Below are 13,952 nucleotides of genomic sequence, written 5' to 3' on the forward strand. Positions count from 1 at the left end.
CTCCTCGTATCCATTATAGCACTGCACATGCACATCTCATAGCTCCTGATTATAGATTTTTGAAACCTGCTTCCTGTTGCGGATAATCAGCAGGAAGATAGCAAGCATCGAAAACGAAGCAAACAGCAGTGCCGTCAACGGGTAGGATACGTATTGTGCAATTACACCTGCGCTGAATCTGGAAGCCATCATAATGAGGGCAACCAGCACCTGAAACAACGCATTCACCCTTGCCCGCATGTGAGAGGGCAAATAGTTTTGTGTACTGGCCTCCCGTATATTCAGGGAATTGATGCCCAGAAAGCCGCAGGTAAACCGATTGACAACCATGAGCGGATAAGGAAGAAACAGGAAAACCATATCCAGGGATTCATAAACCGCATAGACACTGACAGCAACCCGGTAGCGTTTCTTCGCCGGAATATGCAGGACGTAATGCATCAGACCGCCAGCCATGCGTCCAATGGTATCCGCTGTTGTCAGAAACGCATACATCGTCGTTGTGAGTATGGGAGATGATTGAAACATCGCCATGGTCACCAGATTGATCCCCTCTGCCGAAGCATTGGTTACCGCCATGTAGCCGTAAATGGAACGGATTCCCTTTTCTTTTTTCAAATAACGAAAGCCATCCATTAAATCTCCTTTATATTTCTGCAAGGTAAACACCCGCTTTCCGATTGTTTCCTGATAGCGTATGCGCGCTTCAAACAGAGCTGCTGTCAGCAACAGAATTCCCTCCATCGCACAGATCCAGGCAATCCCCAGATGTACATACAGCAGGGATGCAACCGGTGTGAATAACGCTGTCACACTGGGATAAATCAAGGAGGATACGGAATAGCCCTTCTGCGCAAAGCCCTTGGGAATCAGATCAGGATACAGGGAGGAATATGCCAGAGAATAAATGGCTCCAAAGGATGCGGTAAGCAGGGAAAATACCAGATAGCCCGCATAAGAAAATTCCTGCATAAGCAGAAAGGCGGCAAACAGCAGATACAGAATGCCATTTCCACTATCCAGCATAACAATCAAGCGCTTTCTGCAGCATCCATCGACCAGCGGTGCTGCCAGAATGGGAATCAGAACCGTCGGCATCAGGGATATCGCAGTGAAGATTCCGGTCATAAGGGTTGATGAGGTATGGTCGAATACCACAAGCGACAGTGCAAAGCTCATAGCGGTAGAACCGATTGCACTGATCAGTGTCCCCAGTGTTATAATTATAAAATCATGTGACCATAGGGTCTTTTTCATAGGTATCATCTCCTGCGTTTAGTATACCGTATGATACGAATATAAAAAATACCCTGTATTTGGGAAAATAGTGTCCAAATATCAGGGTTAAGCCATCATAAATTAGCTTGTTCAGGAAAATTTCGTTTCCTCCATCAGCTTCATGACCTCCTTGTACCTGCGCTTCTTCTTTAACGCAGCAATGAGGTAGGACAGATGAAACTGACAGAAGCCATGGAAATAACGGGAAGTGTCACAGAGCGTATACAGGCAGTCGATATAGACCTCTGCATCCACGGCAGTTCCATAGCGGTATCTTACAAACTGCACGATTTCCCTGCGACCGTCTGCCCCATGTGAATCCAGCTACCTCTCCATCTCCTGTACATAGCGAAGGCCCTCCTTTTTCTGATTCAGCTGTTCATATAAAAGCGCCAGCTTATGACAGCATAGAAAGGTGTCATCCAGTATCTGATAGGCCTTTAGAAGCAGTGGCAGCGCCTTTTGGAAATCACCCCACTGCTGATATGTGGATCCGATATTATACCACACATGGGCCTGCATCTGCTTGTTTTTGCTGCTGCGGCAAAGATGCTCACAGCGTTCGTAATACATCAGCATGACACCTTCTGCATGCATAGCGGAATAGCAGTTTGCAATATGCATGGACGCATCGATCATACAGGGCAGAAAGCCTTCCTCACATGCAAGGTCATAGGCCTTCAGATGGTGATGCAGCGCCTGAGAATAGTCCCCCATAAGCACATACACATCTCCCTTCATCTGATATAAAATACTCCACCCTCCATATTTCTGTGCTTCCTGCAGCTGGGCAAGTATCGCTGAAAGAGTTTGTTCCTCCCTGCTTTGAAGTGCCTGTCCCGCACATAGAAAATGATACAAGAACCGCTGTGCATCCTGCATATATGGAAGAAAAACAGACGCAGAGGCCAGCGGCTTATCCGCATGCTCCTTCGTATACAGTGCTTTGATGAGCAGCGCATCAACACAGAGGGGAGAGTTCAAAAGGTTCTCCATCTGCTTTTCCAGCTCAAACGCTTCGCGTTGTTCTCCATAAAACCAAGATGACGCCAGCTCCTGAAGCTTTTCCTTCCAAACAGCAAGCCATTCTTCATTTTCCTGAAACACGATTCCCAGCCTGTGAAACAGCGCCTGATAAATTTCATCCGCAGCCTGTACCTTCCCCTGCTCCAGCTTACTGAGATAAGAAACTGCACAAATGCCGCGACACAGACCCTCCTGTGAATAATTCCTCTGCAGCCGATGACAGCGCACTAGGAAGCCTCGTAAATCCATAGAATCACCTCATATCCATGCAAAATATAGTAACACATTCCAGTTTTTTTCACTTCACAGAAAACAGCAGCCTGCTTTACCTCCTTAATCGCGTTATCCATACCGATGGGAAATTACATCCTATCTGACTTCAGTCCCTGAGTTTATCCGGGAACATCACTACCTTCTTCATATTTCCTGCAGGTACTGTCCCAGTACTCCTATACATGGAGTATATCCCTCATTCAATACTCACAAAAGGATGCTATGCGCTTGCCTCTTCTTTACAGCAATCAGAAATATGACATATTTTAAAAAGCATGCTATTCGGCTGTTTATTCACAAAGCAACATATCCTAGACTTCTGTCTTTCCTGGTTATAGGATAGCGCAGAATGTAGAAGTTTACAACGTTTTTCTTGCATGATACAAGGAAATTCTCTATAATTGAGCCAGAGATAAAGGAGGCTGCCTATGTTTGATCGTTCCATTCATTCGTATTCTGTTCTGTCTGATAGCAGAAGAATCATCGCCATTAGTGATATTCATGGCAATCTTCCGGTATTTAAAAAGCTGTTACGTAAAATCGCCTTTGATCCGGAAAAGGATGCGCTGTTTCTCGTTGGTGATCTATTGGAGAAGGGACCCTATAATCTGGAAACACTGTATTATATCATGGAGCTTTCCAGACACCCGCACGTACATCCCATGATTGGAAACTGTGATGTGGTATGCCGCAATGTGCTCTATGATACCCGTCTGGAATTTCTGCAGAACATCCTGTTGAATCGTCCAAACAGCATTCTGCATGAAATGGCACAGCGTGTCGGTCAGCGCATAGACAAAGAGACAGATATGGCTGCTCTCAGCAGGGAGCTGCGAAAAGTATTTCTCAGGGAATTGACCTTTATCGACAGACTTCCCCATGTGATTGAAACCGAGCGCTTTATCTTTGCACACGCAGGCATACGGGATGAGAAAACCTATGGCCGTGATATGCGTGATATTATGGTACAGGATCTGTTTATGAAGGAGGCCGGCAGCTTTCATAAATACATTGTTGTCGGGCACCTTCCGGTTAGCGAATATCGGAAGGATATCTGCTGCTTCAATCCCATCATTGACACACGCCGCCATATCATATCCATCGACGGAGGAAATGAAGTGAAGTCAGCTGGACAACTGAATGCATTGATCTATGAGCAGGGCAGATTTCAATTCGCATGCAGTGATCATCTGAAAAAAGCACGGATAACAAGAGATATTCTCCCTGTCAACAGGACGCCCTTTTTTATTACCTGGCATGAAGGACAGGTACATATGCTGCGTGATGAAGGTGCATGCTGCCTTTGCCGGCATGAAGCCAGCGGCAAAGTAATGCACATCGCAAAGGAATTTTTATTTTACAAAGGTAAGGAGCTGCACGCCTGTGACTTCACCAATTACCAGATACCGGCAAGGTGTGGAGATCTCGTAAAAATCGTTTCTCAAACAAGGAATGCTGTATTAGTGAAAAAGCAGGGTCTGATGGGATGGATTCCAGCAGATGCATTAGCTTTGGAAAGCTGAATCGGCAGCTGCAGTGCAATGCTATGAAGAGAAACATCAAGCAAACAGGCAAATAAATAAAGCATACTGCAGTCTTCAAATCATTAAAAATAAGATCAAAAGGATTTCATTTTGCTTTTCTTCGCTTTCAGATTTATAAAAATCATAAAAAAAGAAATACAGTTCCTAATAAAATTCAGGATTTGTATTTCTTTTTTCCTATGTTACAGCTTTACAATTCTCCGGCATCATGCAGGTATCTCGCTTCCACTGTTTATTTTCCTACCGCATAATCATGCAGCCATCCCATTTTTCTAGTACCGTAATCAAGGTGTTTTGTGATTACTTCTTATTTCTGTTTTTTCCTTCCGATTGCTTTTAAAAACACATTTCTATCTCTCAGATTCCTGTCCGCTTTCCCGCATCCGTTGAAGAAGACTGTTTAGATATTCAATAAATCGATCCACTTCCTTTTCCTCAGTTGCCCAGGATGTCACAAAGCGCATTGCCGTATGTTCTTCATCCATTGTTTCCCAGACCTGAAACGCATATTCCTTCTGCAGCTCTTCAATCAGCAGGTTGGGCAGGACTGGAAATATTTGATTTGTCGTTGTCTTTATAAGAAACGGCAGCCCAGATGCCTCCATGGCATCCTGCAGCTTCTGAGCCATCCGGTTTGCATGTGCTGCGATTTCAATATAGCGGTTTCCTTCAAACAATGCCGCAAACTGTACACCCAGCAGCCAACCCTTGGCAAGCATGCCGCCTCGCTGTTTGATCATATAGCGGAAGTCTTTTTTCAGTTTATCATTTACAATGATAACCGCCTCTCCGAAGAGAGCACCATTCTTAGTCCCGCCAAGATAGAAAACGTCACAGTATGTACATAAATCGTTAAAGGATACATCATTGTCCTTTGCTGCCAGAGCAGCTCCCATGCGGGCACCGTCCATAAACAGATACAGACCGAATTCTCTGCAAACTTCCGCAATCTGCTTCAATTCCTCTTTGTGATAGATGGTACCGATTTCCGTTGCGTTCGAAATATAGACCATTGCCGGCTTTACCATATGCTCATCCTCATGGCTAAGTACCGCTTTACGGATTCCCTGCGGTGTGATTTTACCATCGACACCTTCAGCAATCAGCACCTTGTGACCGGTCGCTTCCACAGCACCTGTTTCGTGAACATTGATATGTCCGCTGTCCACAGCAATCACTGCCTCATACGGACGAAGAGCACCCGCAATCACCGTCAGATTGGCCTGGGTTCCGCCGACTAAAAAATGTATATCACAATCCTCACAGTGCAGCTTCGCCTTCAGCTGCCGCTTCGCCTGTTCGCAAAGCGCATCCTCACCATACCCGACATTCTGGCATTGATTCAGTTCCAGCAGGCGCTCCATGATAACAGGATGGGCCCCCTCACTATAATCATTACGAAAACTATACATATGCATTCCTCATTTCTTTTTCACTCTACCATTATAATACAGGCTGAAAGAAAAGGAAACGAAAAGGCGGCCGGAATCTCATCGTCCGTACCGCCCATCGTTTGCCCTGTATTGTCTGTGATTATTTCTACTACCATTGAGACTTCTACATGCTAATGCTACTCACTACAAGCTACCTTATCATTCCAACACAATGCTATGCCAGACAATACAATGGCTGAGTCAGCCTGAGAAGCAATCTCCTTGACCAATGGTCTCCACTGCCTCCTCTGCATGAGCTCTATATCATCACTTTCATCAAGTGTGATAATCTTTAACCACCCTTATTATATAAAATACAGCAATAATGTAAAGTGTTTTGGAATTTTTGGCAGAAAAATGGAAAAAAAGGGAATTACATCCTTTTCTTTATTCAATTTATGCCTTTAATCCGATCAATTCTTCACGGAACAGACGCTCATCCATAGTTTTCAGATTATCAGCGACAGCAGGCTTGAATTCCATCTGTCCCAGAACATCCTTTTCCAGATCAACACCAGGTGCGATTTCCGTTAATGTCAGCTTACCGTCCAGCAGCTCGAATACCGCACGCTCTGTAACGTACAGAACCTTCTGTCCTGTTTCGGTTGCGAAATCTGCAGAGAAGGTAATCTGTTCCACTTCCTGTTTGAACTTCTTGATTCTTCCCTCCTGCAGAATATGCAGCTTACCGTCCTTGACCTCAACCTTGAGTCCGCCTGCAGTAAAGGTACCGCAGTACACAACGACCGGTGAAGTCTGTGTAATATTGATAAACCCGCCGCAGCCTGCAATTTTCGGTCCGAAACGGCTGACGTTGATGTTACCGGAGCAGTCGCATTCCGCAAGTCCCAGGAATGCCTGATCCAGTCCGCCTCCGTCATAGAAGTCAAACTGATACGGCTGATCGATGATGGCATCCGGATTTGTACAGGTACCAAACGCAGTTCCTGCATTCGGTACACCGCCGATTCCTCCAGCTTCCACCGTCAGCTTCAAGCCTGGAAGTCCCTCTTCATTTGCAACATTGGCAATTCCCTCCGGCATACCGATACCAAGATTGATAATAGCCGCAGGATCCAGCTCCATAGCCGCACGACGGCAGATGACCTTGCGCTCATTCAGCTTCATCGGTGCAATGGAATTTACTGGAACCTTCACTTCTCCGCTCAATGCAGGATCATACGGGTTCGCATATGTCTGCCAGTGATTTTCCGGGCGTGCAACAACGATACCGTCCACATAAATTCCGGGAATTTTCACTTTTCTTGGATCCAGTGTACCGTTCTGTACCACCTTTTCCACCTGCAGCAACACGATACCACCGGAATTCTTCGCAGCCTGGGCTATGGAAAGAGAGTCCAGAGTAGCTGCTTCCTTTTCCATGGTAGCATTGCCGTCCTCATCACAATACGTGGCACGAATCAGCGCCACATTTAACGGGAAGGATTTATAGCGCAGCCACTCTTCCCCATCGATATGCATCAGCTCAACAAGATCTTCCTTGGAGCGTTCATTCATCTTCGCTCCTTCGATACGAGGATCGACGAACGTTTTCAGACCGACCTTTGTAATCGTACCCGGACGATGTCCGGCAATATCACGGAACATCAAAGAAATGGTACCAAGGGGAAGGTTGTAGCCTTCTACCTTGTTTTCAAATACCAGCTTCTGCAGTTTTGGAATTAACCCCCAGTGACCACCAATGATACGCTTCAGCAATCCCTCATGTCCCAGCTTATTCAGACCCAGACGGTCCGTTCCATCACCAATACCGGCAGAAAACATGATAGTCAGATCCTTCGGATGTCCGCTCTTGAGAAAGGATTCCTCGATGCCTACAGAAAATTCCTGAGGATGTCCGGATCCGATAAAACCGCCAATTCCGATAGCAGCGCCATCCGGAATCATGGAAACTGCCTGTTCAATACTTATTACTTTACTCAAATCGATTACCTCCTTTGTATTATCTCCTGTTTCCAGTGTACCACAACTGAAAGCGTTTACGGAAATAATAAGCTCAAGAATTTACTTGCTTATTTGTTAGAGAATTTTTTATCCTTCGTTTTTTCCAGGAAGCAGGTCATACCATAGGTCTGATCTTCTGTCGCAAAACAATTGGAGAATTCTTCCACTTCGATTGCAATTCCACCATCGATATCTGTCTGCAGCCCGTTGTTGATTGCTTTTTTACTGTATGCAACAGCGATTGGCGCATTCTTTGCGATACCGTTTGCCATCTTCATAACAACAGCCATCAGTTCTTCGGCAGGGACAACGTTATTTACCAGACCGATGGCGTATGCACGCTCTGCTTTGATGTTTCTTGCTGTATAAATCATTTCCTTCGCAATGCCGGTACCGACAAGACGTGCCAGACGCTGTGTTCCACCAAAGCCCGGAGTGATTCCCAAGCCAACTTCCGGCTGTCCGAAGACTGCATTTTCACTTGCCACACGAATGTCGCAGCTCATTGCCAGCTCACAGCCTCCGCCTAATGCGAAGCCGTTTACAGCAGCGATTACAGGGCAGCGGAACGTTTCAATCTTACGGAATACCTCATTACCGAATTTCCCATAAGCAGCAGCCTCTTCCACGCTCTTATCCTTCATTTCAGCGATATCTGCACCTGCAACAAAGGATTTCTCTCCTGCTCCGGTAAGTACCAGTGCATATACATCGTTGTTTGCCGCAACTTCATCCAGTGCCTGATTCAGCTCTGTTAAAACCTGTGTGCTTAATGCGTTCAGTGCTTTTGGACGGTTGATTGTGATGGTTGCTACATGTCCTTCATAGTTTACTAAAATTGTTTCCATTGTATTCATCTTCCTTTCCATTTTTAAAAAAGTGAATCCACAATTTCAATGGGTTTCATGTGAAATTACAGATTCACTCGTCATGTGTTGTATGCGTGAATTATTTAGAGTAGTCGTAGAATCCGATACCGGATTTCTGACCGAGCTTACCTCCGCGAACCATTTTGCGGATCAGCGTACAGCAGCGATATTTAGAGTCTTTTGTTTCATTGTAAAGAACATCCATGATAGCTTCCACGATATCCAGACCAATCAGATCACCCAGTGCCAGAGGTCCCATCGGATGGTTAGCCCCCAGTTTCATAGCTATATCGATATCTTCAACAGATGCAATTCCTTCCTGCAGAATGAAGGCAGCCTCGTTGATCATCGGAACCAGGATACGGTTTACAACAAATCCAGGACCTTCTGCAACTTCAACAGGAGTTTTTCCTAAGGATTTAGAGATTTCAAGAATAGCTTCCTTTGTTTCAACAGGCGTGTTGATTCCGGAAATAACCTCAACCAGCTTCATACGGTCAGCAGGGTTGAAGAAGTGCATACCGATGACATTGTGCTTGATTCCGGTAGCGATTTCGGTAATGGATAAAGAAGATGTGTTAGAACCAAAGATACAGGAATCCTTACAGATTTCATCCAGTGTTGTGAACAGTTCTTTCTTAACTTCCATTTTTTCAAGAACAGCTTCCACGATCAGATCGCAGTCAGCCAGATCCTTGTATTCTCCAGCCTTCAGATTTCCTTTTACTTCTGCAGCCTTGTCAGCCGTCATTTTTTCTCTGGAAACCAGTTTGTCCAGTTTTTTAGCGATTTTGTCGATTCCACCCTGTGCCCATTCGATTTTAATGTCACATACGGTTACATCGTACCCATTGGAAGCAAATGCATTTGCAATACCCTGGCCCATTGTTCCGGCACCAATTACACCAACTTTTTTCATGTTTATTATCTCCTTTACTATTTTTGTATACCAAGAGGGGTAGTTTCCCACCCTCTTGTATAAACGTATTTATTATCCCTTTTTCGCAGCGATGATTTCATCCTTCAGCAGAGGAAGGATTTCTTTTACATCACCGATGAAGCCCATGTTTGCAATGCTGAAGATTTCAGCCTGCGGGTCACGGTTGATCGCGATAATCATATCGGATTTTTCCATACCGGCAACATGCTGGCATGCTCCGGAAATACCACATGCGATGTACAGACTAGGACGAACGGTCTTACCGGTCTGTCCTACCTGAATTGCCTTGTCAGCAAATCCATCGTCAACTACGGCACGGGAAGCACACAGCTCTCCGCCCAGTTCTTCAGCAACTGCCTGTACCATATCCAGACAGTCTTCAGCACCACGACCTGCACCTACCAGGATGTCAGCCTTTGTGATGTCAACGCCTTCTACTACTTTAGCGATCACTTCTTTAACGATTACTTTTGGATCTGTATCTGTCCATTCCGGAGTAAATTCTACAACCTCTCCGGTTCTGGAAGCATCCACTGCATCCATAGAGAATACGTTCGGACGAATTGTTGCCATCTGCGGACGAGTATCCGGACATACGATCGTACCAAACAGGTTTCCGCCGAATGTAGGACGGGTAACCAGCAGCAGCGCTTCTCCGTCTTTTGCCTTTTCCTGATCGATTTCGATTTTGGTAGCATCTGCAGTCAGACCGGCATTCAAACGTGCAGCAACACGTGGTGCAAGGTCACGACCAAGTACCGTAGCTCCTGTCAGGAAGCTGTCCGGCTTGAAGCTGTTGATGACCTGTGTCAGGGCATCCGCATAGAACTGTGTGGAATATCCTTCCAGCAGCGCGTCATCCACAACGATTACCTTGTCGGCACCATGTGCAATTACGTCATTCGCCTTGTCTTTGATGTTGTGTCCAAGCAGTACACCGACAACCTGGAAGTTCATCTGAGGAATGGATGCAACCAGTTTTCTAGCTTCGGAAATCAGTTCGTATCCAACGTTGGCAACTTCGCCGTTTTTCTGTTCTACGAATACGTAAATGTCTTTATATCCTTCAAATTTAGCCATTGTTCCTTCTCCTCCTATTTCGTAATAATCTGCTTGTCTTTCAGTGTCTTTGCAATCAGTTTGGCAGCTTCTGCAGCTGGCAGATCGAATGTTTCTGTTTCAGCAGATACTTCTTTGGTGAATGTAGCGTGAACCTTAGTCGGAGAACCTGCAAGACCAACGATGCTCTCATCGATTCCCAGATCATCAAATGTCATAACGTTCACTTCTTTAGAGAAGGAGTCAACGATATCGTTACAGTTCATGTAACGTGGCTCGTTCATTCCACTTAAGGTTGTCAGAACACAAGGCAGCTTCGCCTCAATGATCTCTTCACTGTCTTCCAGTGATTTTCTAACAGTAACAGCAGTATCGCTAAGTTCAATAATGTCGTCTACGTAGGTAACCTGAGGGATTCCCAGACGTTCAGCAGTCTGCGGACCAACCTGTGCAGTATCCCCATCGATAGCCTGACGTCCTGCAATGATCAGGTCGTAGCCTGTTTTGTTCAATGCAGCAGCCAGTGTGCTGGAAGTTGCACATGTATCAGCACCAGCAAATTTGCGGTCTGTGATCAGGATACATTCGTCAACTCCACGAGCGTATAATTCTTTCAGCATTCCCGTAGCCTGAGGAGGTCCCATGGAAATGATAGTAACAGTTGCCCCGTATTTTTCTTTCAGCTGCAGTGCAGCTTCCACACCAGCCAGATCATCTGGATTGATGATACTAGGAACTCCGGCACGAATCAATGTACCAGTAACTTTGTCAACACGGATTTCAGTAGAATCCGGTACCTGTTTTACAAGAACGATAATTTTCATAATCTTCGTATCCTTTCTTTTCTCTCTGTATTACTTCAGCATTGCGCCACTGATAACCATGCGCTGTACTTCAGAAGTACCCTCATAGATTTCAGTGATCTTCGCATCACGGAACATTCTTTCAACCGGATAGTCACGAGTATAACCGTATCCACCCATCAGCTGAATTGCCTTGGTTGTAACTTCCATTGCAACCTCTGCTGCGAACAGTTTCGCCTTAGCAGCTTCGACAGAGTAAGGAAGACCTTTTTCTTTCTTCATTGCTGCATCGTATACCAGCCATCTGGCTGCATCTGTTTTCACCTGCATATCAGCCAGCTGGAACTGTGTGTTCTGGAATTTTGCAATGGAACGTCCGAACTGCTTACGAGCTTTTACATAAGGAACGGTTTCATCAATTGCACCCTGTGCAATACCAAGTGCCTGCGCAGCGATACCGATACGTCCGCCATCCAGTGTCATCATGGCAATCTTGAAGCCTTTGCCTTCCTGTCCGAGCAGGTGGTCCTTGCTTAAACGCACGTTGTTGAAGATCAGCTCACTGGTTGCACTACCGCGGATACCCAGCTTCTTTTCATGCTGACCAACAGTGAATCCAGGCATTCCCTTCTCTACGATAAATGCAGAGATACCATGAGTTCCCTTTGTCTTGTCAGTCATTGCAAAGATTACATAAACATCTGCTTCCCCAGCGTTGGTAATGAAGATTTTTGTACCGTTCAGGATGTAATCGTCACCGTCTTTTACAGCCGTTGTCTGCTGTCCGGCAGCATCTGTACCGGCATTTGGCTCTGTTAAGCCGAATGCAGCCAGCTTCTTGCCTGTACATAAGTCAGGCAGATATTTGTTTTTCTGTTCTTCTGTTCCGAAGTGTTCGATTGGCCATGTTCCAAGAGATGTGTGAGCAGACAATACAACACCTGTTGTACCGCATTTCTTGCTCAGCTCCTCGACTGCCAGAATATAGCTCAGGTAGTCAGCACCTGCTCCGCCGTATTCTCTGCTGAACGGAATCCCCATCATTTTGCAGGCTTTCATTTTTTCGACGTTTTCTCTAGGGAAACGTTCATCTTCGTCTACTTCTGCTGCAAGAGGTTTTACTTCTTTTTCAGCAAACTCAGCGAAAAGTTTCTTCATCATCTGTTGTTGTTCTGTTAACATGAAGTCCATAAGTGTTCTCCTCTCCTTGATTTACTTGAACTTAGGATTGCTTGCATGCGCCTATATTGCGCCTATATAAATATAGTATAAGCAGCGTATTCATCGCGTTGTCGAGAATACATAATCCATCTACATTTTAGACCTCTTTTTTGTTCACGTCAATATGTTTGTTAAAGTTTTAACAAGTTTTTGTTACAAAATTAACAAGTTGACATTTGTTCAGAATATATTCCTACATTCTCATTTGTTAATTTATTAACAAGTTTCTTGACAAACGTTTTTTCTTCCGTTACCATAGCCTTGACAAAGGGTCCTCTTCCCCTTCCCCAAGGAAGACCAATATAGAAAGCGGAGGTTATTACATGAGAAAAGCATATGTCGTAGCAGCAAAGCGAAGCGCTATCGGAAGCTTCATGGGCGGGCTTACCAACATGCCCCTGGTAGATCTGGGAGCTGCTGTTTTAAGCAGAACCATCGAGGAGGCAGGCATTGATCCTGCCAATATCGACGAGGTGATTGTCGGAAACGTGATTGCGGCAGGTCTTGGTCAAAACATCGGACGTCAGGTCAGCATCAAGGCCGGTGTCCCTGTTGAGGTATGTGCACAGTCCCTGAATATGCTGTGCGGTTCCGGATTAAAGGCGGTTATGGAAGCCACCATGCGCATCCAGTGCGGATTCGGCGATATCTTTGTAGCCGGTGGTGTGGAATCTATGACCAATGCACCGTATCTGGTGCCTAGTAAGGTGCGAAACGGTGTGAAGATGGGTGACATGAAGATGGTGGATTCCATGCTGCATGATGGATTAACAGATGGTATGTATGGGATACACATGGGTGTTACCGCAGATAATATAGCGAAAAAGTATTCCATTTCCCGTGAGGATCAGGACGCCTTTGCCTATGCATCCCAGCAGAAGGCAATCGCTGCCATCGATTCCGGGCGCTTTCAGGATGAAATCGTGCCGGTAGAAGTACCCGGCCGTAAGGGCAGTGTGACGGTATTTGACACCGATGAGCACCCGAACCGTGCCTCCACGCCGGAAAAGCTGGCAAAGCTGCGTCCCGCTTTCACAAAGGACGGTACCGTTACTGCCGGAAATGCTTCCGGTATCAATGACGGTGCCAGCTTTACAATCATCGCCAGTGAGGATGCCGTTAAGAAATATAATCTGACACCGCTTGCGGAAGTCATCGGCATCGGTCAGGGCGGTGTAGATCCACGCGTCATGGGTCTTGGTCCTACGCCTGCGATTCTGCATGCGCTGAAGTATGCTGACCTGTGCATCGAGGACATGGAGCTCGTAGAGCTGAATGAAGCGTTTGCTGCACAGTCTCTGGGTGTCATTCATGAACTGGAGGAAGCAACCGGCATGGATCGTAACGCCTTTATGGAAAAAACCAACGTCAATGGCGGAGCAATCGCACTGGGACATCCGGTCGGTGCATCCGGAAACCGAATTCTGGTGAGTCTGCTTCACGAAATGCAGAAGCGCGATTTGAAAATCGGACTGGCTTCCCTGTGCATCGGCGGCGGACAGGGTGCTGCAGTCATCATCAAACGCGTATAAACAAAAGAA

13 protein-coding genes are annotated in these 13,952 nt (G+C 45.9%); 2 read left to right on the top strand and 11 right to left on the bottom strand.

Going from position 1 to position 13,952, the window contains the following annotated elements; all coding sequences use genetic code 11:
- Positions 1–36: 36 nt before the first annotated feature.
- From KSZ58_RS12330 to KSZ58_RS23220, 4 genes are all read right to left on the bottom strand, one after another.
- Positions 37–1,257, bottom strand: coding sequence for an MFS transporter (locus KSZ58_RS12330; protein ID WP_217752774.1), 1,221 nt, complete (start codon positions 1,255–1,257; stop codon positions 37–39).
- Between the two features lie 111 nt (positions 1,258–1,368).
- Entirely contained in the window at positions 1,369–1,566 is a 198-nt protein-coding gene (locus KSZ58_RS22745) for a hypothetical protein (RefSeq protein ID WP_224727327.1), read from the bottom strand.
- Between the two features lie 36 nt (positions 1,567–1,602).
- Positions 1,603–2,553, bottom strand: coding sequence for a helix-turn-helix transcriptional regulator (locus KSZ58_RS12335; protein ID WP_009270959.1), 951 nt, complete (start codon positions 2,551–2,553; stop codon positions 1,603–1,605).
- Complete coding sequence (locus tag KSZ58_RS23220) at positions 2,532–2,654, bottom strand: hypothetical protein (protein WP_265412165.1); 123 nt, start codon at positions 2,652–2,654, stop codon at positions 2,532–2,534. Before KSZ58_RS23220 ends, KSZ58_RS12335 begins: the two co-directional genes overlap by 22 nt.
- A gap of 351 nt (positions 2,655–3,005) precedes the next feature.
- Here KSZ58_RS23220 and KSZ58_RS12340 point away from each other — a divergent pair, with 351 nt between their 5' ends.
- Positions 3,006–4,100: a metallophosphoesterase gene (locus KSZ58_RS12340; protein WP_009270960.1), complete on the top strand. Its 1,095-nt coding sequence runs from the start codon at positions 3,006–3,008 to the stop codon at positions 4,098–4,100.
- 371 nt (positions 4,101–4,471) lie between these two features.
- Here KSZ58_RS12340 and KSZ58_RS12345 read toward each other — a convergent pair whose 3' ends face one another.
- The 7 genes from KSZ58_RS12345 to KSZ58_RS12375 form a co-directional block, all read right to left on the bottom strand.
- The gene (locus tag KSZ58_RS12345; RefSeq protein WP_009270961.1) at positions 4,472–5,533 is read right to left on the bottom strand and encodes a low specificity L-threonine aldolase; all 1,062 of its coding nucleotides are present in this window, start codon (positions 5,531–5,533) and stop codon (positions 4,472–4,474) included.
- A gap of 417 nt (positions 5,534–5,950) precedes the next feature.
- The gene (locus KSZ58_RS12350) at positions 5,951–7,498 is read right to left on the bottom strand and encodes an acyl CoA:acetate/3-ketoacid CoA transferase (protein WP_008819290.1); all 1,548 of its coding nucleotides are present in this window, start codon (positions 7,496–7,498) and stop codon (positions 5,951–5,953) included.
- Between the two features lie 89 nt (positions 7,499–7,587).
- Complete coding sequence (locus KSZ58_RS12355) at positions 7,588–8,367, bottom strand: short-chain-enoyl-CoA hydratase (protein WP_008819291.1); 780 nt, start codon at positions 8,365–8,367, stop codon at positions 7,588–7,590.
- A gap of 100 nt (positions 8,368–8,467) precedes the next feature.
- The gene (locus tag KSZ58_RS12360; RefSeq protein WP_008819292.1) at positions 8,468–9,307 is read right to left on the bottom strand and encodes a 3-hydroxyacyl-CoA dehydrogenase family protein; all 840 of its coding nucleotides are present in this window, start codon (positions 9,305–9,307) and stop codon (positions 8,468–8,470) included.
- A gap of 72 nt (positions 9,308–9,379) precedes the next feature.
- Positions 9,380–10,408, bottom strand: coding sequence for an electron transfer flavoprotein subunit alpha/FixB family protein (locus KSZ58_RS12365; protein WP_008819293.1), 1,029 nt, complete (start codon positions 10,406–10,408; stop codon positions 9,380–9,382).
- A gap of 14 nt (positions 10,409–10,422) precedes the next feature.
- Positions 10,423–11,211 (bottom strand): electron transfer flavoprotein subunit beta/FixA family protein, encoded by a 789-nt coding sequence (locus KSZ58_RS12370; protein ID WP_002611450.1) that lies wholly within the window; start codon positions 11,209–11,211, stop codon positions 10,423–10,425.
- Positions 11,212–11,241: 30 nt separating this feature from the next.
- The gene (locus tag KSZ58_RS12375) at positions 11,242–12,381 is read right to left on the bottom strand and encodes an acyl-CoA dehydrogenase (RefSeq protein WP_002611453.1); all 1,140 of its coding nucleotides are present in this window, start codon (positions 12,379–12,381) and stop codon (positions 11,242–11,244) included.
- A 353-nt stretch (positions 12,382–12,734) separates the two neighbouring features.
- Here KSZ58_RS12375 and KSZ58_RS12380 point away from each other — a divergent pair, with 353 nt between their 5' ends.
- Complete coding sequence (locus tag KSZ58_RS12380; protein WP_002611456.1) at positions 12,735–13,943, top strand: acetyl-CoA C-acetyltransferase; 1,209 nt, start codon at positions 12,735–12,737, stop codon at positions 13,941–13,943.
- Positions 13,944–13,952: the final 9 nt, after the last annotated feature.

Origin of the sequence: Erysipelatoclostridium sp. DFI.2.3 (assembly GCF_019132535.1) — a bacterium.
GTDB lineage: Bacteria > Bacillota_I > Bacilli_A > Erysipelotrichales > Erysipelotrichaceae > Clostridium_AQ > Clostridium_AQ innocuum.

What these genes read in the sequence shown, in the direction of transcription:
- KSZ58_RS12340 (WP_009270960.1), top strand. Translation starts at nt 3,006, where the DNA reads ATGTTTGATCGTTCCATTCATTCGTATTCTGTTCTGTCTGATAGCAGA.
- KSZ58_RS12375 (WP_002611453.1), bottom strand. Translation starts at nt 12,381, where the DNA reads ATGGACTTCATGTTAACAGAACAACAACAGATGATGAAGAAACTTTTC.
- KSZ58_RS12345 (WP_009270961.1), bottom strand. Translation starts at nt 5,533, where the DNA reads ATGTATAGTTTTCGTAATGATTATAGTGAGGGGGCCCATCCTGTTATC.
- KSZ58_RS12370 (WP_002611450.1), bottom strand. Translation starts at nt 11,211, where the DNA reads ATGAAAATTATCGTTCTTGTAAAACAGGTACCGGATTCTACTGAAATC.
- KSZ58_RS12360 (WP_008819292.1), bottom strand. Translation starts at nt 9,307, where the DNA reads ATGAAAAAAGTTGGTGTAATTGGTGCCGGAACAATGGGCCAGGGTATT.
- KSZ58_RS12365 (WP_008819293.1), bottom strand. Translation starts at nt 10,408, where the DNA reads ATGGCTAAATTTGAAGGATATAAAGACATTTACGTATTCGTAGAACAG.
- KSZ58_RS23220 (WP_265412165.1), bottom strand. Translation starts at nt 2,654, where the DNA reads ATGGATAACGCGATTAAGGAGGTAAAGCAGGCTGCTGTTTTCTGTGAA.
- KSZ58_RS12380 (WP_002611456.1), top strand. Translation starts at nt 12,735, where the DNA reads ATGAGAAAAGCATATGTCGTAGCAGCAAAGCGAAGCGCTATCGGAAGC.
- KSZ58_RS12335 (WP_009270959.1), bottom strand. Translation starts at nt 2,553, where the DNA reads ATGGATTTACGAGGCTTCCTAGTGCGCTGTCATCGGCTGCAGAGGAAT.
- KSZ58_RS12355 (WP_008819291.1), bottom strand. Translation starts at nt 8,367, where the DNA reads ATGGAAACAATTTTAGTAAACTATGAAGGACATGTAGCAACCATCACA.
- KSZ58_RS12330 (WP_217752774.1), bottom strand. Translation starts at nt 1,257, where the DNA reads ATGAAAAAGACCCTATGGTCACATGATTTTATAATTATAACACTGGGG.